This window comes from Pseudomonas sp. NyZ480 (genome assembly GCF_029537255.1).
Taxonomy (GTDB): Bacteria; Pseudomonadota; Gammaproteobacteria; order Pseudomonadales; family Pseudomonadaceae; genus Aquipseudomonas; species Aquipseudomonas taiwanensis.
This window is the reverse complement of sequence record NZ_CP120626.1, coordinates 1,976,512-1,995,762: the sequence shown is the minus strand read 5'-3', so window position 1 is coordinate 1,995,762 and position 19,251 is coordinate 1,976,512. Positions and strand designations below refer to the sequence as shown.

Below are 19,251 nucleotides of genomic sequence, written 5' to 3'. Positions count from 1 at the left end.
CTGTTCTCCTGAAAATTGCGTCGGATAGGCCTAGCGGAATTGCGCTAAGAACCGCAGGTCGTTGTCGAAGAACAGACGCAAATCGTTGACGCCATAGCGCAGCATGGCCAAGCGCTCGGCGCCCATGCCGAAGGCGAAACCCTGGAACTCTTCCGGGTCGATGCCAGACATGCGCAGCACGTTCGGGTGCACCATGCCGCAACCCATCACTTCCAGCCAGCCGGTTTGCTTGCACACGCGGCAGCCGTTGCCAGCGCACATCACGCACTGGATATCCACTTCGGCGGACGGCTCGGTGAAGGGGAAGAACGACGGGCGGAAGCGCACGGCCAGCTCTTTCTCGAAGAACACCCGCAGGAACTCTTCGATGGTGCCCTTGAGGTCGGCGAAGTTGATGCCGCGGTCGATCAGCAGGCCTTCGACCTGGTGGAACATCGGCGAGTGGGTAATGTCCGAGTCGCAGCGGTAGACGCGGCCTGGGCAGACAATGCGAATCGGCGGCTGGCTCGATTCCATGGTGCGGACCTGTACCGGCGAGGTATGGGTGCGCAGCAGCATGTTGGCATTGAAATAGAAGGTGTCGTGCATCGCCCGGGCCGGATGGTGGCCTGGGATGTTGAGCGCTTCGAAGTTGTGGTAGTCGTCTTCGACCTCCGGGCCTTCGGCGATGCCGTAGCCGATGTGGGTGAAGAACTGCTCGATGCGCTCGAGGGTACGGGTGATCGGGTGCAGGCCGCCAGTGGTCTGGCCACGGCCTGGCAGGGTCACGTCAATGCATTCGGCGGCCAGGCGAGCGCTGAGCTCGGCCTCTTCAAAGGCGGCCTTGCGTGCGTTGAGCACGTCGGTGACGCGTTCCTTGGCGTCGTTGATCAGCGCGCCGACTTTCGGCCGCTCTTCGGCTGGCAGGTTGCCCAGGGTCTTCATCACCTGGGTCAGTTCGCCCTTCTTGCCGAGGAATTGAACCCGGATCTGTTCCAGGGTAGTGATGTCTTCAGCGCGTTCCACGGCCTCGAGGGCTTGGGCAACCAGCGCGTCCAGGTTTTCCATGTACAGACTCCAGATACGAAAATAGGGGAAGAGCTTTTGAAGGCTCTTCCCCTATCGATGACGTTTTACACCCGGCGCCGCAGCGCGCCGCCGGATGATTGTCGTGGGTACTTAAGCCAGAACGGCTTTAGCTTTCTCGACAATCGCAGCAAACGCCGCTTTTTCGTTCACTGCCAGGTCAGCCAGAACCTTACGGTCGATTTCGATCGACGCCTTTTTCAGGCCAGCAATCAGACGGCTGTAGGACAGACCGTTGGTGCGGGCACCGGCGTTGATACGAGCGATCCACAGGGCGCGGAACTGACGCTTCTTCTGGCGACGGTCACGGTAGGCGTATTGGCCAGCCTTGATGACAGCCTGCTTGGCGACGCGGAATACGCGCGAGCGTGCACCGTAGTAGCCTTTAGCCAGTTTCAGAATTTTCTTGTGACGCTTACGAGCGATAACGCCGCGCTTTACACGAGCCATGAGTAACTTCCTCTATCTTTGACCGAAATTAACGTACGCGCAGCATGCGCTCGACTTTTGCAACGTCAGACGGGTGCAGCAGGCTGGCACCGCGCAGTTGACGCTTACGCTTGGTCGACATTTTGGTCAGGATGTGGCTCTTGAAAGCGTGCTTGTGCTTGAAGCCGGAAGCGGTCTTCAGGAAGCGCTTTGCAGCACCGCTCTTGGTTTTCATTTTTGGCATGTTGGAACTCCGCATTCGATAAAATTACACATAATCATCAGGCCTGCCGTGCCCGGGAGATTACTTCTTTTTCTTGGGGGCGATGACCATCATAAGCTGGCGTCCTTCCATCTTCGGATGCTGCTCAACGGAGCCGTATTCGGCGAGGTCGGCTTCGACCCGCTTCAACAGCTCCATGCCCAGCTCCTGGTGAGCCATCTCACGGCCACGGAATCTCAGAGAGATCTTGGCCTTGTCCCCATCAGTAAGGAAACGTACCAGGTTGCGTAGTTTTACCTGGTAATCCCCTTCTTCCGTCCCTGGACGAAACTTGATTTCTTTGATCTGGATCTGCTTCTGGTTTTTCTTGGCTTCGTTGGCCTGCTTCTTCTTCTCGAAGAGGTGCTTGCCGTAGTCCATCACCTTGCAGACGGGCGGTTGCGCGTCTGCAGAGATTTCCACCAGATCCAGCTTCGCTTCATCAGCGATTCGAAGCGCTTCATCAATCGAGACGATGCCAATCTGCTCGCCGTCAGCGCCAATTAACCGAACCTCGCGTGCCGAGATATTCTCGTTGATCGGGGCTTTCGGTGCAGTTCGTTTATCGTTTCTCATTTCACGCTTAATAGTCATTACTCCGATTCTAGGCGACCGCGCTGGGCTACAGCGCTGTTGAGCAGCTGCGTGAATTCAGCCACCGGCATGGAGCCGAGGTCTTTGCCTTCACGGGTGCGTACGGCGACGGTCTGCGTTTCGACTTCGCGATCCCCTATAACCAAAAGGTACGGGACCTTGAGCAAAGTATGCTCGCGGATTTTAAAGCCAATCTTCTCGTTTCTCAAGTCCGACTTGGCACGGAAACCGCTACCGTTCAGGGCTTTTTCTACTTCGAGGGCGAAATCGGCCTGCTTGTCGGTGATGTTCATGATCACCGCTTGGGTTGGTGCCAGCCAGGCAGGGAACACACCCGCGTAGTGCTCGATCAGCATGCCGATGAAGCGCTCGAACGAACCGAGGATGGCACGGTGCAGCATGACCGGGCGCTTACGGTTGTTATCTTCGGCGATATAGCTGGCATCCAGACGCTCAGGCAGGTTCGGGTCGTACTGCAGCGTACCGCACTGCCAGTTACGACCGAGGCAGTCGCGCAGGGTGAACTCGATCTTCGGACCGTAGAACGCACCCTCGCCCGGCTGGTATTCCCACTCGAGGCCCGACTCGTTCAGCGCATCGGCCAGGGCGCCTTCGGCGCGATCCCACAACTCTTCGGAACCCACGCGCTTGGCGGGACGAGTCGACAGCTTCATGGCGACGTCGGTGAAACCGAAGTCCTTGTACACGTCCAGGGTCAGCTTGATGAAGTCGGCAGCTTCCTTCTTCACCTGGTCTTCGGTGCAGAAGATGTGCGCATCGTCCTGAACGAAGCCACGTACACGCATGATGCCGTGCAGCGCGCCAGACGGCTCGTTACGGTGGCAAGCACCGAATTCGGCCAAGCGCAGCGGCAGGTCGCGGTAAGACTTGAGGCCCTGGTTGAACACCTGCACGTGGCACGGGCAGTTCATCGGCTTGACGGCAAAATCGCGGCTTTCCGACGAAGTGGTGAACATGTTCTCGGCGTAGTTGGACCAGTGGCCGGAGCGCTCCCAGAGAATACGGTCGACAACCTGTGGGGTCTTGATTTCCTGGTAGCCGTTCTCGCGCTGGACTTTACGCATGTACTGCTCGAGTACCTGGTAAACGGTCCAACCATTGGCGTGCCAGAACACCATGCCGGGTGCTTCTTCCTGCAGGTGGAACAGGTCCAGCTGCTTGCCGATCTTGCGGTGGTCGCGTTTTTCGGCTTCTTCGATGCGCTGGATATAGGCGGCCAGCTGCTTCTTGTCGGCCCAAGCGGTGCCGTACACGCGTTGCAACTGTTCGTTCTTGGCATCACCGCGCCAGTAGGCGCCGGACAGCTTGGTCAGCTTGAAGGCCTTGAGGAAACGGGTGTTCGGCACGTGCGGGCCACGGCACATGTCGACGTATTCTTCGTGGTAGTACAGCCCCATGGCCTTCTCGTCGGGCATGTCCTCGACCAGGCGCAGCTTGTAGTCCTCGCCACGGTTCTTGAACACGTCGATGACCTCGGCGCGCGGAGTCATCTTCTTGATGACGTCGTAGTCCTTGTCGATCAACTGCTGCATGCGCTGCTCGATGGCGGCCAGGTCATCCGGGGTGAAAGGACGCTCGTAGGCGATGTCGTAATAAAAGCCTTCGTCGATCACCGGGCCGATCACCATCTTGGCGGTCGGGTACAACTGCTTCACCGCGTGGCCGATCAGGTGGGCGCACGAGTGACGAATGATCTCCAGTCCCTCTTCATCTTTAGGGGTGATGATCTGCAGGGTGGCGTCGTTCTCGATCAGGTCGCAGGCATCGACCAGCTTGCCGTCGACTTTACCGGCCAGGGTGGCCTTGGCCAGACCAGCGCCGATCGAGGCGGCGACTTCGGCTACGGATACGGCCTTGTCGAACGAACGTTGACTGCCATCGGGAAGAGTAATAATGGGCATGGCGCCTCCTCTCCTAGTGGTGACCCCTACCAAAGGTCACGTGGGTTGGGATGAGCCAGTACAAAATCCGACCTGCCTTTCCCTTGGGAAAGCCTGCCTCACAGTGGCAGAAACCTTTCGGCTTGCCAGGGGGACCTGAGTGACTGGAAAGTGAAAAAGATAAATGTAGGCGCCGTCAGGGCAGCCACAAGCCGGCCATGCTAGCACGCGGGTTGCACAGCAGGCAGAAATATTTGGGAATTACGCGGTTGTGGTGAACTAACGCGGAAAAAATCCTATCAGACCTTGGGAAGCAACCTACTCTTGATGAGACCTTAACCCAAGGAGTAACCGGTTATGCGACTTCACTCTCTTCTGGCCCTGGCGGCCGCTAGCGCCCTGCTGCTGCCTGTCGCTGCGAACGCTGGCAACTTCCCCCCTGGGAAGGAGGCTGGTTACATGGCCCAGTGCACCCAAGTGGCCAGCGGACAGGGCGTGGACGCTGCGACCGCGAAAAAGCACTGCGAATGCGGCGCGCAAGCCATCAAAAAGAATTTCAGCGATAAGGAGATCGAAGACCTGGATAGCAAGGACGGCGTTGACGCCAAGCTGATGCAGAAAGCGCAAACTGTCGTGCAGGCGGCATGCAAACCGAAGTCCTGAGCAAGCAATCAACACTTTGTTTGCCCTGGATCAGTATCCTGCGAAGGTAAAAGGCGCTAGATGCGCAGAATTAGACTATGATGTCGCCGGTGCTCCGTAGCCTCGGCCGCATTGCACCACTGAAAAATTAAATGTCTGGAGATTCACCCCATGTCCAATCGCCAAAACGGCACCGTCAAATGGTTCAATGATGAGAAAGGCTACGGCTTCATCACCCCAGCAGGCGGCGGCGACGACCTGTTCGTACACTTCAAGGCCATCGAAACCGACGGCTTCAAGAGCCTGAAAGAAGGCCAGACTGTTTCCTTCGTCGCCGAGCGCGGCCAGAAGGGCATGCAGGCTGCTCAGGTTCGTCCGGAGTAATTCGGACAGCTGAAAAAACCCGCCTCCGTGGCGGGTTTTTTTTGGGTGTCCGCCGGGCACGCTCGGCCCTGCCCCTTAACCGCAGTTGGCGCGGATGACTACCCCTCGCTCGTCGACATTAAGGTTCAAACGCTCGGAGCGATACTCCAGGGTGACCACGTCATGGGGTTTGAGGATGCGTGCCATTTGCGAGCCGCTGGCCTTTCGCGCCTGCTCGAGCAGTTCGGCGCTACCTGGCTTGCCAATGGCGAAATCGGCCCCACTGGCATCGCAGCGCCCATCGTTGCCAGCCGCCGCTGCCGGGGCACCGCCGCCCGAGTGACCGCCAGAGCTGCAACCTGCCAGGACGGACGCCAGTAGCAGGGTCGCCAGGGAAGCGCGGGTACGGAACATGAATCCTCCTAAAATCAATCCGGGAACTGCCTAATGCGACAGCTTCACTCATAGTTTGTTGCAAAACCGCACAAGTCTGCCTGATCTCGCCAGTCGAGACGAAAAGCAATCGTGACTGAATTTTGCACCAGCCTCTTGGTTTGCCCGACATGGCCTTTTATTCTTAAGTCGCAGGGTGCTTGACGCAAAGTCATGATTTACTGCAAGAAGTGGAGCGCATCATGCCTCCCTCGAACGCCAGGGTCAGGTGTTCGCCTCTCCATACCGGGCCTTCAGCGAGAGCCTTCCATGAGCAGCCACAGCATCGACGCCGACATCAAGGTCAAATGGGCCGAGGGCCAGAGCGCCTACAGCCCTGGCACCCCGGAGGAGCTGCTTTTGATCGCCATCGACCTGCTGGTACGTGACCGCGGTGCCGAAGCGGCGCGCAGTTTCGTCGAGCAGGTCATCGAGCGCTACGCCCCACAGCCGGCTATCGCAATCTCGCCAGACGCTCACTGAGCAGATCGAACAGCCCCTGGGCGTCGCCCTGCGATACCCACATCACGTTTGCCGGACGCTTGAGCACACCGTACCAATCGGCGATGGTCTGGCCGAAGGTTGCGCCTTCACGGCTGTCTACCACCAGATGGACACGTCGACCACTGAACAGTTCTGGCTTGACCAGGTAGGCGATGACGCTGGCGTCATGCACAGGCCCGCCGGGCATCCCATACACGTCCATGTCGTGCTTGATGTAGGCGTTGAGTATATCCACCACCACTTGACTGGCACGGTTGTGGATAGCCGCCAGCTGCCGCAGACGAGCATCGCTGGTGAGTAGCGTATGGGTCAGGTCCAGCGGCAGGTAGGTCAGGCGAACGCCACTTGCCAGCACTACCTCGGCGGCGTGAGGATCGGCATAAATGTTGAATTCCGCCGTCGGCGTGATGTTGCCGCCGTTGAAGTGGGCACCGCCCATGACCACCACGTCCTTGATGCCCTTGGCTATTTCCGGACGCTGGATCAGCGCAAGTGCCAGGTTGGTCTGCGGGCCGAGCATGGCCAGGGTGATGCTGTGAGGTTCAGCGGCGCCCAGGGTATCGATCAGGTACTGCACGGCATTGCCCTGACTCAGGGGCTTGGCCGGCTCATGAACCGTCACACCACTCAAGCCTTCTTCACCGTGCAATTCGGCGGCATGGACAGGCGCACGTACCAGTGGCCGGGCGGCCCCGGCATACACCGGGATATCCTCCCGACCACCCCACTCACAGGCCAGGCGAGCATTGCGCGAGGTCTTGGCAAGGTGCACATTGCCAGCCACGGTGGTGATCGCACGAATACTCAGCTCATCTGGCGATGCCATGGCCAGTAACAGCGCGACCAGATCGTCGGCCCCGGGATCGGTGTCGATGATCAGCTCACAGGGTGCGGCCCGAAGGCTGGTGATGGAGGTGGCAGGCATGAGACGACTCCCTGGAATGCATGCTTGAGCATAGGCACTCCTGCGACCTGCGGCTCGACCTCAATCTTCGTCCAACCCAACTTTCAGCAGCTTTCCATCCTTCTCATCGGTCAACACATAAAGATAACCGTCCGGTCCCACCCGCACATCTCGAATCCGCGCCTTGAGCTGGCCCAGCAGCCGCTCCTCATGGACGACCTTGTCTCCCACCAACTGCAGTCGGATCAATTCCTGGGTGGCCAGTGCGCCGATGAACAAGTTGTGGCCCCAGGCTTGGAAGGTGGGGCTATCGTAGAACGCCATGCCGCTGATTCCGGGTGACTTCTCCCACACATGGTGCGGGTCGATCATGCCATCGACGTGCTTGCCCTCGGCTTCGGGGATCGGCAGCAGCGAATAGTTGATGCCATGCGTTGCGATGGGCCACCCGTAATTCTTGCCCGCTTGCGGGATGTTGATCTCGTCACCGCCGCGTGGGCCATGTTCGTGGGTCCAGAGTTTTCCGGTCCATGGATTGAGGGCAGCGCCCTGCTGGTTGCGATGGCCGTAAGACCAGATCTCCGGGCGCACGGCGTCCTGGCCGACGAAGGGGTTGTCCTTCGGCACGCTGCCGTCGGGCCACAAGCGCACGATCTTGCCCTGCAGCTTGTCAAGGTCCTGGGCGGTGGGCCGCTGGTTGTTCTCGCCCAGCGCGATGAACAGGTAGCCGTCTCGGTCAAACACCAGCCGCGAACCAAAGTGGTTGCCCTCCGACAGCTTGGGCAACTGACGGAAGATCACGGTAAAGTTCTCCAGTCGTGCACGATCCGCCGAAAGCTGGCCGCGACCGACGGCCGTCCCGGCCTTGCCGTCGCTGCCCTCCTCTGCAAATGACAGGTAGACGGTACGGTCCTTCCCGAACTCAGGCGACAGCGCCACATCCAGCAAACCACCCTGCCCTTCGGCCCACACCTTGGGCACGCCACTGACGGGTGGTCCAACCTTGCCCTCGGCATTGACGATGCGCAGATTGCCAGGCCGCTCGGTCACCAGCATGTCCGTGCCACCCGGTAAAAACGCCAGTGACCAGGGATTGCGCAGGCCATCGGCCACGGTATCGACGATCAACGGCCCCTCTTCACTGGGAAACTGCTGCTGGGAAGCGGCTTGGGCCAGCAGCGGGAATAACGCTGCGGCGGTCAGGGTAATCAGCCAGGTGGGTCGTGTCATGCAGGGTTCCTTCCGATGCGGGGCTCACGGCACGCGCTGGGTGTCGCGCGGTGGCCGAGTGGGTTCAAGGTTTGGCGCTTGCTGCTGACGCCGAAGGTTGTCGCCGTTACCGATGCCGCGGTTGTCCAGGCTGGGCGTGCGCTGAATGGGCACGGTCGAAGGCCCGCGTACCGGAGGCGCCGGCTGGACGCTACCTTGGCGGCTATTCGGATTGGCGCGCTGGATTGGGCTGTTGTAAGGGTTGTTGTTGCCAGCAGCGAGCTGCAGCGGCTGGAGGGGCGCCGCTTGCAGTGGCAAGCACAGCAACAGGCCGAGGCCCAAGGTTGGCATCGTGATGTTCATGCTTCACCTCCTGTACGAAAATGACGCGCCTCGAAGGTTGGATAGCCTAAGGCGCAAGGGGTTCGCGGCAAAAGTGTGAAAGCGGATGGAGTTGATTCGTGATGTTTCAGTATGGGCCTTTGGCGGCGCTGTACCTGACCGTTGCGACGCAAGGCCATCGGTCCTTTCCGATGGCCTGGTCGCCGGCCAGCCGACGCCTACAGACCCCGTGATGTGTCGGTGAGTTTGTGTCGCGCCGCATACAGGCAGAGCATTTCCATGGCCAGGGTTGCCCCCGCCAGGGCAGTGATATCGGCATGATCATAAGCCGGCGCCACCTCCACCAGGTCCATGCCCACCAGGTTGATGCCACGCAATCCACCCAGAATCTCGAGGGCCTGTACGGTGCTAAGGCCACCGCATACCGGGGTCCCCGTGCCTGGGGCGAAAGCTGGGTCGAGGCAGTCGATATCGAAAGTCAGGTATACCGGCCGATCACCGACTCGCTGGCGGATCGCTTCGATAACCGCCTCCGTGCCCAGGCGATGGACCTGGCGGGCATCGAGGATGGCAAAGCCCTGGCTGTCGTCATTGGTGGTGCGCAGGCCGATCTGCACGGAATGCGTTGGATCGACCAAGCCTTCGCGCGCAGCGTGCCAGAACATGGTGCCATGATCGATGCGCTTGCCATCTTCGTCGGGCCAGGTGTCGCTGTGTGCATCGAAGTGAATCAGCGCCAGCGGCCCGTGGCGCCGGGCATGGGCCTTGAGCAGCGGGTAGCTGATGAAGTGGTCGCCGCCCAGGGTCAACATGGCACACCCTGCTTCGAGTATCCGATTGGCATGGGCCTCTATGCTTTCCGGCACCGACTGTGGCGTCCCACTGTCGAACGCACAGTCGCCATAGTCGATGACCGCCAGGTGGTCGAAGGGATCGAACGCCCAGGGCCAGTGCCGTGCCCAGGCTTGCTGCACCGAAGCGGCACGAATCGCTCGCGGCCCGAAACGTGCGCCTGGGCGGTTGCTGGTGGCGGTGTCGAAAGGCACCCCGCTCACCACTACATCCACCCCACGCAAATCGCGGCTGTAGCGGCGCCGGGAGAAACTGGTAATGCCTGCGTAGGTGCTTTCAGCAGCAGTGCCGTACAAGCTGTCGCGGGTCATGGCCTGGTCATTGTTGGCGGCTTGGTCCACGGTGTCGCTCCTATGTCGTTATCGATTACTGCCCGCTGCGAAATGCCGTCCACAAGCGGTTGCGCTGGCGCAGGTCGGACAATGCCATGCTGCGGTCGGCGTACAGACGCTCACGCACCGCGGCAGGTGGATAGATATCCGGGTCGTTACGTACCGCGTCGTCCACCAAGGGGGTGGCGGCCTGGTTGGCGTTGGCGAAAAACAGCGTATTGGTCAGCGCGGCTACCGATTCTGGCTTGAGCATGAAGGCGATGAACGCCCGGGCAGCCTCCGGATGCGGGGCATCCTTGGGAATGACCAGGTTGTCCTGCCACACCAGGGTGCCTTCCCGCGGAATGCGGTAGATGAGCTGGAATGGCTTGCCGGCCTTGCGCGCCTGGTCGGCCGCCATGGCGGCGTCACCGTTGTAGGTCAATGCCAGGCACACGCTGCCGTTGGCCAGGTCGTTGATCTGGCGGCCGTTGGCGACGTAGCTGATCGACGGCTGCAGTTGGTCCAGCAACTGGCGGGCGGCGGCAAGCGCGTTCTTGTCCTGGCTGTACGGGTCTTTACCGAGGTAGTTAAGGGCCAGGCCGATGACCTCCTGGGGTGAGTCGGGCATGGCGATCCCGCATGATTTGAGTCGGCTGGCGTACTCGGGCTTGAACAGCAGGTCGAGGCTGTCCAGCGGCACGTCACCCAATCGCTCGCGCACCGCTTCGACATTCACCCCCAGGCCCAATGTGCCCCAGGTGTAGGGCACTGCGTAACGGTTACCGGGGTCGGCCTCGGCCAGTTTTGCCAGCAGGTCCTTGTCGAGATTGGCATAGCCAGGCATTGCCTGTGCGTTCAAGGGTTGTAACGCACTGGCCTTCAGCGCACGCGCCAGCACCGTGGAAGATGGCACCACCACATCGTAGCCGCTCCCCCCCGTTAACAGCTTGGTTTCCAGCACTTCGGTGGTGTCGAAGGTGTCGTAGCGGACCTTGTAGCCGGTCTCGCGCTCGAAGCGCTCAAGGGTTTGCGGCGCGACATAGTCCGCCCAGCTGTAAAGGTTCACGACCTTCTCTTCGGCCTGCAGCGGTAAGGCCAGTACCAGGGACAACAGACACAACGATCGACGCATGACGAACACCTCGGCACATGGGTGGATGCCGCCAGCATACCAGCCGAGTTACATTGCAAGAATGGCAAGTTTGTAAAGCTGACATTCATCAGGAGCAATGTATGCTTGGCCAACTGCAAGACCCCGACCTGCACCTGCTGCGGCTGTTCGTCACTGTAGTAGAGGCCGGTGGTTTCAGTGCCGCCCAGGGCGTACTTGGGCTCAGCCAACCCACCATCAGCCAGCGCATGGCGCAGCTGGAAACCCGCCTGGGCTATCGCCTGTGCAACCGTGGCAAGGGTGGCTTCCGACTGACTGAAAAAGGCCAGTTATTGCTGGATGCTGCCCGCGAATTGTTGCTGAACATCGAGCACTTTCGTCAGCAGGCCAATGGCGTTGGCGGAAGGCTGCTGGGGACTGTACGGCTGGGTTTGGCAGAGGGCCAGGACACGTCGGTGAGCCTGCGCATCGCCAACGCGATATCGCGCTTTCGTGAGCGGAACGAATCCGTCCAGTTGCAATTGATCAGCGCACCACCGGCAGAGTTGGAACGACTGTTGCTGGAGCAGCGGCTGGATTACGCCATCAGCTACTTCTCCGGTAACCAGGCAGCGTTCGATTACCAACCGTTGTTCGAAGAGCGCCAGCGCTTGTACTGCGGCAAGGGCCACGCGCTGTTCGCGGTGCCGCACGTCGAGCACGGACAGTTGCTCGAAGCGGACCAGGTTCGTCACCCGTATCGCTTTCTCAAATCAGGCGAGCCGTTTCAAAGCCACCGAAGCATGGCGGTGGCGGAGCAGACCGAAAGTGTACTGGCATTCATCCTGTCGGGCCGACATATCGGTTACCTACCGTGCCATTACGCAGCACCTTGGGAGGCGCAAGGTCTGCTGCGAGCGCTGGATCCGGCGCTGGATTTCCTTGTGCCGTTCACTTTGGCCTGGCATCGAGTGCAGGCCTGCGGGGAGGCGCAGGGCGCATTCGTGGAGGATCTGCAAGGGGCGTTCGTCTCATGAAACGATCAGTCGGCGCCTACAGGGCGCGTAAAGCACCTGTAGGCGCCGGCCGGCGATCCGGCCAGCACGCGCAAGCACCGGTTAGTAGGCCATGCTCCAGGTCAGGGTGTAGGTCCGGCCCCGTCCTTGGTAGTCATACAGGTAAGCTGGCCCATAAGTTGGTGAGTAGAACAATGTCGCTCGCTGCCCCCAGACCGTACTGTACTGCTTGTCCAGAAGGTTCTGGATACCCGCGCTGAAGGTGCCGAAACCGGTGTCCTGGCTGGCCAGCAGGTCGAAGGTCGTATACCCGTCGATCTCGTGGTCAGCGTCATCCTTCAAGCTGAATGCATGGTTGGCCTGCAGGCGTGCGCTACGGCCGTCACCTTTCCAGCCAACGAACGCAGTGGATTTGGACAACGATGCATATCGAGCGTCGCGCTTGTCCCAGCCGCCATTGGCGTCTTCTTCCTCAGAGCGGGTGAGGTGCAGGGTGCCGCCCGCCTCCCAACCGCTCTGAAAGTGCCGGGTCAACGCCCCTTCAAAGCCAAAGTCTCGGCTCTTCTGGTCTTCCACATCGATGGTCAGCGTCTGCGAGTCGACGTTGATGATCTTGTCCGACCAGATGTAGTACAACGCTGCCTGGGCATCCCAATCCAGATCGGCGTAGCGCCAGCCGAGCTCGACCTGACGACTCTTGATACCCGCCAGCGGGTTGTCGGCCACGCTCAGGCCTTGCTTGCCGTAGTATTTGGCAGGGTCTGGCAGGTCGAAACCTTCACCGTAGTTGGTCCAAACCTGGTGGCCATTCTTGAAATCGTAGATGGCTCCCATGTTGTAAAGATTGACCTGGTAGTCATTGCTGCCGCCCGGCACGCCCTTGAAATCGCTGACATCCACGTCCATCTGCTGGCGTCGTGCGCCTGTGGACAGGGTCAGGTTATCGGTCGCATGCCAATCGAGCTGGGCGTAAACGGACACACCGTCGACCCGGTAGCTGGGGTAACGGTCCGCCTTGCTGGCTTTGTCCAGGTCCAGGCCACCGCTTTCAGACGAGGTCAGTGCATCGAAGGTGGTCTGCTGGGCATTGAAGCGCTCTCGGTCAAGGTCTACCCCGTAAGTGAGCTTGAGCGTATCCCACTGCTTGGCGAACAACCCTTTGAGGCTGGTGACCTCGAAATTCTGCTGCGACGCGGCGAAGTACACGCCGCGCGAGCCGGTGGGAGTGGCGCGGTTGTAGTAAGGGAACGGATAGAAATTGTCGTCCTCCTTGCGATACGAAGCTTGCAGGTAGAAGTCCTGGCCCAGCACATCGGTGTGGTGGTAGTTGGCATTGAGTAGCAGACGACGGGTGCGAGGTTCCAGGTCAGAGGAATAACCACCGCGCAGCTCGGCGTCTTCTAAGTCTGACGGTGCGTTGTAGTTGAGGTTGGGGAAGTAGATGCCGGTGCTGCCGTGGTTACCGGAATCGTAGTACTGGGCCAACAGGTCGAGGCTCTGCTCGTCGCTCAAGGTGAGCCCCAGGGTGCCGAGCACATCGAGGGTGCGGTTGTACTGCAAGTCGGTCTGAGTGTTGTCGATGAAAATCTGGTCGCCCGCACCGTCATAGAACGCCTCGTTCTGTTCGCCGGAAACTCCCAGGCGAGCCTTCACCCGCTCATTGCCGCCGCTGACCGACTGAGCGAAACGAGTGGCCAGGTCGTCGCTGTTGTTGAAGCCGCTGCTGGCGCCAAACTGAGTCTCGAAACGTGCAGGCCCCGGCTCGCCCTTCTTGGTCACGATGTTGATGATGCCGCCGGTGGCACCACCGCCATAGATGGCGCTGGCGCCGGACAACACTTCCACGCGCTCGACGTTGAACGGCGAGATGCTATCGAACTGGCGCGACAAACCGCGCGAACTGTTCTGGCTGACACCGTCGATCATCACCAACACGTTGCGCCCGCGCATGTTCTGGCCGTAGTTGGTGCGGCCTTCAGGGGCCAGGTCCAGGCCAGGCACCAACTTGCCGATGGCCTCCTTGAGACTGACGCCGCTGTCGATCTGCTCGCGCAGCTGCTGTTGGTCAACGACCCAGACCGTACCAGGAATTTCACTGATGGCAGTGCTGGTACGCGACGCCACGCTCACTTCGATGGGCTTGAGATTGATCGCCTGCGGCGCACCTTCGGCCCTGCGCAGGGTTACGGTGCGGACGTCGCTGAACTGCCAGGCCATGTCGCTTCCGGCCAGCAGCTGTTGCAATGCCTGCTCGATGCTGTAGCTACCCTGCAGTGCCGGGCTGGTGAGCCCTGCGACGTCGCTGGTGGTGTACAGCAGGTGCAAACCCGCCTGGTCGGCAAACGCGGTCAGGGCCTGGTCGAGGGCCTGCGCAGGGAGATCGAGCTGTACCTGTCGAGCTTCGACCCGGGCTTGATCGCGAGCGGAGTCGGCCCAGACCTGCAGCGGGCTGGCAAGCATGGCCAGGGCGGTGCAGGACAGCAAGGCATGATGGAACCGACCGCCGCGGCGGTGCAAAGGCTTGAGCGTGAGTGTCACGAATAAGCTTCCAGACAAGTCGTAAATGAGAATGGGTTGCTGATCAGTCCCACTACGACGATCTGGCCTGCATGAACTTGCAGTGCTGAATGAAAAAAATTTCGATTATTTTTTCTGACGACTCAATGCACTACAGCCAGCCATGGCAGATAGGTGACCTTCAGGCCGTAACGCTGCTCGAGTGTGCGCAACAAAGCGTGAGGCTCGTCAAGATCGAAAACGCCACTGACTTGCAGTGTGGCCAGCTGGCTGTCCGACAACAGGATGCGACCCTGCTGGTAACGCTCAAGCTCTGCCAGCACCTGGCCCAATGGCTTGCCATTGAAAATCAGCTTGCCGCGCTGCCAGGCTGTCTGCGCGCTGGCGTCTGCCGATACCGGCACGAGCTGCCCCGCTACCCTTGCCTCACCTTCGGCCAGCACCACCCGGCCGTCGCTGCGCACGCTGAACACGGCGGTGTCGCCCCGCACGGTCTCATCGCCAGTAGCGACAACAAAGGGGCGCACATCGTTGACCGTTTCGAACAACGCCTCGCCGGCCCGCAACACGACCCTGCGCTCATGATCGGTAAAGGCCACGGTCAAGGCGCTGGCACTGTTGAGCACCACCCGCGAGCCATCGGCCAGAGTAATGCTCTGCCGCTGCCCCACGCCTGTGTGATAGTCCGCCAGCCAGACTGGGGCCTGCTGCCAACCGCTGTAGCCCGCCACCAACAGCACCACTGATGCGGCGATGCCAGCAAACCAGTGGCGCTTGCGCGGAGCCGGCGACGCAATGAACGATGCGGCAGCGGAAGTGCCGCCGATATCCTCCCAGAGCGCTTGGGCCTCCCGCGCCGCCTCGGCATGGGCCGCGCTGAGCTGGCACCAGCGTTGATAGCGTGCGTGGTCTGCCGCACTGGCGTTGCCAGAATGCAGCAGCACCTGCCAGTCAAGGGCGTCGTTGGACAGGTCGCTGGTCGGTGGAGGCGCGGGCATGGCAAGGGCATCAGTCATGGTTGTGTTTGACCCAGTCACGGCAGTGGCGCAGGGCTTGGCCGATGTATTTTGCCACCATGCTCTCGGAAACGCCCAGCCGCTGTGCAATTTGCGCCTGGGTCAGGCCTTCGACGCGGTTGAGCAACAGGGCTTCGCGGGGTTTGCTGGGCAATTGCAGCAGCGCTTGGTCGAGTATCTGCAAACGCTCGCGGGCAAGCAGCGCCGCTTCCGGCGCGGGGGCCGGACAGGCAATCTCTCCCGCACCGTCACTGTCATCGTGGCGGGACGCGATACGCTGCTCACGACGCAGGGCATCGATCGCCAGATTGCCGGCCACGCGAAAGATGTAACTGCGCGCATGCAGAACCGGTATCGCCTGCTGATCGACCTGTACGAGCTTCAGATAGGTCTCCTGCGCCACATCGGCGGCCCGCTGCCGGTCGTTCATACGCCGGGTGAGAAACTGCAGCAGGTCGTCGTAGTGCTCCTGGAAACTTGCCAGCAGACCAGACACGGGAGACGTCAGCATTGAGTGAGAAGCAGCCAGTAAGAGAGATTATCGGGCGTTAATGAGAAACAGTATCTTTCATAAGGCCCGAGACTTTCAACGTCCTCGTGCATTTGCCACACTGCATGCTGATTTTCTAACGAAAAGGCCACCTCTATGCGTGACCGTCTTGTGCGCTGCGCCCGTTATGCACTGATGCTATTGATGGCGCTTGGGCTCGGTGCCTGTGCGCTGTTCCAGGCGCGCGACCCACTGAACATCAGCGTCATCGGCATCGAGCCTTTGCCAGGACAAGAACTGGAGATGCGCATGGCAGTGAAGATGCGCGTGCAGAACCCTAATGATGCATCGGTCGATTACGACGGTGTCGCACTCAATCTGGAAGTGAATGGCCAGCCACTGGCGGCCGGCGTCAGCGACCAGAAGGGGCACATCGGCCGATACGACGAAGCGGTGATCGTGGTGCCGGTCAGCATCACAGCGTTCTCCTTCCTGCGCCAGGCCTATGGGCTGCGCAAGCTGGACTCACTGCAAGGCCTGCCCTATGTGTTGCGCGGAAAACTGGCGGGAGGGTTGTTTGGCACGGTGCGTTTCACCGACCAGGGCAAGCTTGACCTGCCTCAGGGTGGCAGCCTTTATCGTTGAGTGCAGGATATCAGGCGCTCAACGATTGGCGCTGGCGGCGGCCATCAGCTTGTTGACCTCGCTGCGCACCATGTTTGCGTATTCCGGTGGCGACATGCTGTCAAGCTCGGCACGTACCCACTCGGCCCATTTGCCTTTGCGCCGGGGCTTTTCGGCAATCAGCCGCGCGGCCTCGCCCTTGGCTTTGCCGAGGTTGTTCTGCCACAGTTCGAACAAGCGGGCCTTTTCTGCCTCGATCTGCGCCCGTTCCTCGAAGCTCTTGTTGGCCAGATTGAAACTCATGGGGATACCTGCCTGTGAAAAATGGTCGCTATCTTACACTGTAGGGGCGAATGATCGGTAAGCCGGCGCAACTTTCCCGCCGCACCGGCATCCATTATTCAAATCACCCATCGACGAGGATGTGTTCATGGCCCGGAAAACCGCCCTGATTACCGAAAGCGAACAAATCAAGGACCAAGTGTTCAGCGAGCTGCAGGCATTGATCGAAGAGTCAGAGAAGCTCCTCAACGACAGCGCCTCCCTGGTAGGCGAAGAGGCAGAAACCCTGCGCGCCCAAGTCAGCCTCAAATTGCGCCAGGCCCGTGAGTCTGCCAACCGGGTACGTGCCAAGGCCCAACCCGTGATGGATGCCACCCAGGACTACATTGGCGGGCATCCTTGGCAAACCGTTGCCATTTCCGCGGGCTTTGGCTTGGTCATCGGGTTGTTGCTGGGGCGGCGTTCTTGAGGTGGATCAGGCAGCCTGCGCCATGGGGATACCGCTGTGAAAGCGCAATTCCTGATCGGGTGAACTGATCAATTCGACCTCTGCCTCGCGCACCAGCTCCACACGCTTGGCAATATCCGCCTCAGCACCGTACTGGTGTGCAAGCTTCAGGTAACCCTGATAATGGCGCGCCTCGCTTTTCAGCAGCCCGTGATAGAAGGTGCCGAGCTCTTCATCCAGGTGCGGCACCAAGGCTGCGAAGCGCTCGCAACTACGCGCCTCGATAAAGGCCCCGACAACCAGTGTGTCGACCAGTTTGACCGGCTCGTGGGCCCGTACCAGACGGCGCAGACCCGACGCATAACGCCCGGCGGAAACCGGTCGCAATGGCACACCACGACGCTTCATCAGACGCAGCACCTGTTCATGATGCACCAACTCTTCACGGGCCAGGCGCGACATCATGTTGATCAGGTCCAGGTGCGTGTTGTACTTGGCGATCAGACTCAGCGCGGTGCTGGCAGCCTTGAACTCGCAATTCTTGTGGTCGATCAGCAAGGTTTCCTGATCCGACAGCGCCGCCTCGATCCAAGCGTCTGGGGTGGGACAGCCGAGGAAAGCGTCGATTTCGGGGATCAGGGACATAAGCACACAACCACACAGGACAGGCAGGACCAGGAATTATACCGGCGGCGTCGGCCAACGCCAGTGGCTATGCTTGATGTACATCAAACGGCGGCGTGCGCGGCGCGGACTATAGTCAGGCACAGGTCGCCATCTTTGAAGGGAGCTAACGCCCATGCAAGCCGTCCGCAGCATCCTTGTCGTTCTAGACCCTGCGCATGCCCATAGCCGCGCACTGACCCGGGCCAAACTGATCGCAGGTGTGACAGGTGCCCGCCTGCACCTGCTGATGTGTGACAAGAATCGTGAGCACAGTGCCCTTTTGAGTTTGCTGCAAAGCCAGTTGCGCGATGATGGGTATGTCAATGTCACCCATGAAGAGGCTTGGCAAGAAAGCCTGCACGAAACCATTATTCGGGTGCAGCAGGCTGAAGGTTGCGAACTGGTGATCAAGGAGCATCGACCGGATAACCCACTGAAAAAGGCGATACTGACACCCAGCGACTGGAAGCTGTTGCGTCAGTGCCCTTGCGCAGTGTTGATGGTCAAGAGCGAGCGGCCCTGGACCGGTGGAGTGATTCTTGCTGCTGTTGATGTCGGCAATCAGGACGAGGACCACCGTCGCCTGCATGCCAGTATCATCGATCACGGTTATGCAATCGCCAGCTTGGCCAAAGGGGAATTGCATGTGATCTGCGCCCATCCCTCCCCCATGCTTTCCGCTTCCGACCCCGCCTTCCAACTCAGCGAAACCATCGAGCAGCGCTATAGGGACGCATGCACAGCTTTCCAAGCCGAGTTCGATATCAGTGATGATCGCCTGCACATCGCAGAAGGCCCGGCGGATGTTCTAATCCCCTTCACGGAGGACAAGTACGACGCTGTCGTGACCATCATGGGTACCGTCGGCCGAACCGGCATAACCGGCGCTTTGATCGGAAACACCGCAGAGGTGGTGCTAGACGCGTTGAAAGGCGATGTATTGGTGCTCAAGAGCGAGGAAGCAACAGCCCACCTGGCGGAACTGGCGAGGGGTTGAGACTGCAACCACCGCGCCGGAAAGACAAAACCCCTACCTGCTCACGCAGATAGGGGTTTTGCTAAATGAATCTTGACGATGACCTACTCTCACATGGGGAAACCCCACACTACCATCGGCGATGCATCGTTTCACTGCTGAGTTCGGGATGGGATCAGGTGGTTCCAATGCTCTATGGTCGTCAAGAAATTCTGTTGCCAGAATGTCGTTTAAACACTCTTGGCCAATTCGGATATGTGAATTTGTGGTTTTGCGAACTTTCGGTCGTTTCGTCTTCACCACCGCAATCTGC

General features: G+C 60.1%; 22 protein-coding genes, 1 rRNA gene and 1 pseudogene. 7 read left to right on the top strand and 17 right to left on the bottom strand.

Translation table 11 applies throughout. The annotated features are described in order from the left end of the window. Positions 1–30: 30 nt before the first annotated feature. From pheS to thrS, 5 genes are all read right to left on the bottom strand, one after another. Positions 31–1,047, bottom strand: a complete 1,017-nt coding sequence (gene pheS, locus P3R38_RS09050; protein WP_023379798.1) for a phenylalanine--tRNA ligase subunit alpha — start codon at positions 1,045–1,047, stop codon at positions 31–33. 111 nt (positions 1,048–1,158) lie between these two features. Then, positions 1,159–1,515, bottom strand: a complete 357-nt coding sequence (gene rplT, locus P3R38_RS09045) for a 50S ribosomal protein L20 (protein ID WP_003250671.1) — start codon at positions 1,513–1,515, stop codon at positions 1,159–1,161. 28 nt (positions 1,516–1,543) lie between these two features. Then, on the bottom strand, positions 1,544–1,738 hold the full coding sequence (gene rpmI / locus P3R38_RS09040) for a 50S ribosomal protein L35 (RefSeq protein ID WP_003250667.1): 195 nt from the start codon (positions 1,736–1,738) through the stop codon (positions 1,544–1,546). Between the two features lie 60 nt (positions 1,739–1,798). After that, complete coding sequence (gene infC, locus P3R38_RS09035; RefSeq protein ID WP_013972005.1) at positions 1,799–2,350, bottom strand: translation initiation factor IF-3; 552 nt, start codon at positions 2,348–2,350, stop codon at positions 1,799–1,801. After that, the gene (thrS, locus tag P3R38_RS09030; RefSeq protein ID WP_023379797.1) at positions 2,350–4,272 is read right to left on the bottom strand and encodes a threonine--tRNA ligase; all 1,923 of its coding nucleotides are present in this window, start codon (positions 4,270–4,272) and stop codon (positions 2,350–2,352) included. Before thrS ends, infC begins: the two co-directional genes overlap by 1 nt. A 336-nt stretch (positions 4,273–4,608) precedes the next feature. Between thrS and P3R38_RS09025 the strand changes: the two genes are divergently transcribed. Both P3R38_RS09025 and P3R38_RS09020 read left to right on the top strand, forming a co-directional pair. After that, entirely contained in the window at positions 4,609–4,914 is a 306-nt protein-coding gene (locus P3R38_RS09025) for a hypothetical protein (protein WP_023379796.1), read from the top strand. A 150-nt stretch (positions 4,915–5,064) separates the two neighbouring features. After that, entirely contained in the window at positions 5,065–5,277 is a 213-nt protein-coding gene (locus P3R38_RS09020) for a cold-shock protein (RefSeq protein WP_023379795.1), read from the top strand. Positions 5,278–5,352: 75 nt separating this feature from the next. Here P3R38_RS09020 and P3R38_RS09015 read toward each other — a convergent pair whose 3' ends face one another. Further along, positions 5,353–5,670 carry an I78 family peptidase inhibitor gene (locus P3R38_RS09015; RefSeq protein ID WP_023379794.1) on the bottom strand — a complete coding sequence of 106 codons (318 nt, stop codon included), beginning with the start codon at positions 5,668–5,670 and terminating at the stop codon, positions 5,353–5,355. A gap of 288 nt (positions 5,671–5,958) precedes the next feature. Between P3R38_RS09015 and P3R38_RS09010 the strand changes: the two genes are divergently transcribed. Further along, positions 5,959–6,171, top strand: coding sequence for a hypothetical protein (locus tag P3R38_RS09010; RefSeq protein WP_023379793.1), 213 nt, complete (start codon positions 5,959–5,961; stop codon positions 6,169–6,171). Here P3R38_RS09010 and P3R38_RS09005 read toward each other — a convergent pair. The 5 genes from P3R38_RS09005 to P3R38_RS08985 form a co-directional block, all read right to left on the bottom strand. Beyond that, positions 6,143–7,117: a nucleoside hydrolase gene (locus P3R38_RS09005; RefSeq protein ID WP_104882672.1), complete on the bottom strand. Its 975-nt coding sequence runs from the start codon at positions 7,115–7,117 to the stop codon at positions 6,143–6,145. The genes P3R38_RS09010 and P3R38_RS09005 overlap by 29 nt on opposite strands. 60 nt (positions 7,118–7,177) lie before the next feature. Next, complete coding sequence (locus P3R38_RS09000; protein WP_277687009.1) at positions 7,178–8,326, bottom strand: PQQ-dependent sugar dehydrogenase; 1,149 nt, start codon at positions 8,324–8,326, stop codon at positions 7,178–7,180. A gap of 24 nt (positions 8,327–8,350) precedes the next feature. Continuing rightward, positions 8,351–8,668 carry a hypothetical protein gene (locus P3R38_RS08995; protein ID WP_023379790.1) on the bottom strand — a complete coding sequence of 106 codons (318 nt, stop codon included), beginning with the start codon at positions 8,666–8,668 and terminating at the stop codon, positions 8,351–8,353. 197 nt (positions 8,669–8,865) lie between these two features. Beyond that, entirely contained in the window at positions 8,866–9,840 is a 975-nt protein-coding gene (gene speB, locus P3R38_RS08990; protein ID WP_027907813.1) for an agmatinase, read from the bottom strand. Between the two features lie 25 nt (positions 9,841–9,865). Beyond that, positions 9,866–10,945, bottom strand: a complete 1,080-nt coding sequence (locus P3R38_RS08985) for an extracellular solute-binding protein (RefSeq protein ID WP_023379788.1) — start codon at positions 10,943–10,945, stop codon at positions 9,866–9,868. A 101-nt stretch (positions 10,946–11,046) separates the two neighbouring features. Between P3R38_RS08985 and P3R38_RS08980 the strand changes: the two genes are divergently transcribed. Then, entirely contained in the window at positions 11,047–11,940 is an 894-nt protein-coding gene (locus P3R38_RS08980; RefSeq protein ID WP_277687008.1) for a LysR family transcriptional regulator, read from the top strand. Between the two features lie 81 nt (positions 11,941–12,021). Here P3R38_RS08980 and P3R38_RS08975 read toward each other — a convergent pair whose 3' ends face one another. The 3 genes and pseudogenes from P3R38_RS08975 to P3R38_RS08965 form a co-directional block, all read right to left on the bottom strand. After that, complete coding sequence (locus tag P3R38_RS08975; RefSeq protein ID WP_023379786.1) at positions 12,022–14,457, bottom strand: TonB-dependent receptor; 2,436 nt, start codon at positions 14,455–14,457, stop codon at positions 12,022–12,024. Between the two features lie 122 nt (positions 14,458–14,579). Further along, positions 14,580–15,452 carry a FecR domain-containing protein gene (locus P3R38_RS08970; RefSeq protein WP_277687007.1) on the bottom strand — a complete coding sequence of 291 codons (873 nt, stop codon included), beginning with the start codon at positions 15,450–15,452 and terminating at the stop codon, positions 14,580–14,582. A gap of 7 nt (positions 15,453–15,459) precedes the next feature. Beyond that, positions 15,460–15,963 (bottom strand): annotated as a pseudogene (locus tag P3R38_RS08965) (RNA polymerase sigma factor); the annotation flags it as partial. A gap of 135 nt (positions 15,964–16,098) precedes the next feature. Here P3R38_RS08965 and P3R38_RS08960 point away from each other — a divergent pair. Further along, positions 16,099–16,587: an LEA type 2 family protein gene (locus tag P3R38_RS08960; RefSeq protein ID WP_023379785.1), complete on the top strand. Its 489-nt coding sequence runs from the start codon at positions 16,099–16,101 to the stop codon at positions 16,585–16,587. An 18-nt stretch (positions 16,588–16,605) separates the two neighbouring features. On the opposite strand, the gene P3R38_RS08955 is transcribed toward P3R38_RS08960, so the two are convergent. Beyond that, complete coding sequence (locus tag P3R38_RS08955) at positions 16,606–16,869, bottom strand: hypothetical protein (RefSeq protein WP_023379784.1); 264 nt, start codon at positions 16,867–16,869, stop codon at positions 16,606–16,608. 127 nt (positions 16,870–16,996) lie between these two features. Here P3R38_RS08955 and P3R38_RS08950 point away from each other — a divergent pair, with 127 nt between their 5' ends. Beyond that, on the top strand, positions 16,997–17,317 hold the full coding sequence (locus P3R38_RS08950; protein WP_027907811.1) for a DUF883 family protein: 321 nt from the start codon (positions 16,997–16,999) through the stop codon (positions 17,315–17,317). 6 nt (positions 17,318–17,323) lie between these two features. Here P3R38_RS08950 and miaE read toward each other — a convergent pair whose 3' ends face one another. Continuing rightward, complete coding sequence (gene miaE, locus P3R38_RS08945; RefSeq protein ID WP_023379782.1) at positions 17,324–17,941, bottom strand: tRNA isopentenyl-2-thiomethyl-A-37 hydroxylase MiaE; 618 nt, start codon at positions 17,939–17,941, stop codon at positions 17,324–17,326. Positions 17,942–18,095: 154 nt separating this feature from the next. Between miaE and P3R38_RS08940 the strand changes: the two genes are divergently transcribed. Beyond that, positions 18,096–18,959 carry a universal stress protein gene (locus P3R38_RS08940; RefSeq protein WP_104881955.1) on the top strand — a complete coding sequence of 288 codons (864 nt, stop codon included), beginning with the start codon at positions 18,096–18,098 and terminating at the stop codon, positions 18,957–18,959. Between the two features lie 70 nt (positions 18,960–19,029). Here the strand turns inward: P3R38_RS08940 and rrf are convergent. Next, positions 19,030–19,145 (bottom strand): 5S ribosomal RNA (rrf, locus tag P3R38_RS08935). Positions 19,146–19,251: the final 106 nt, after the last annotated feature.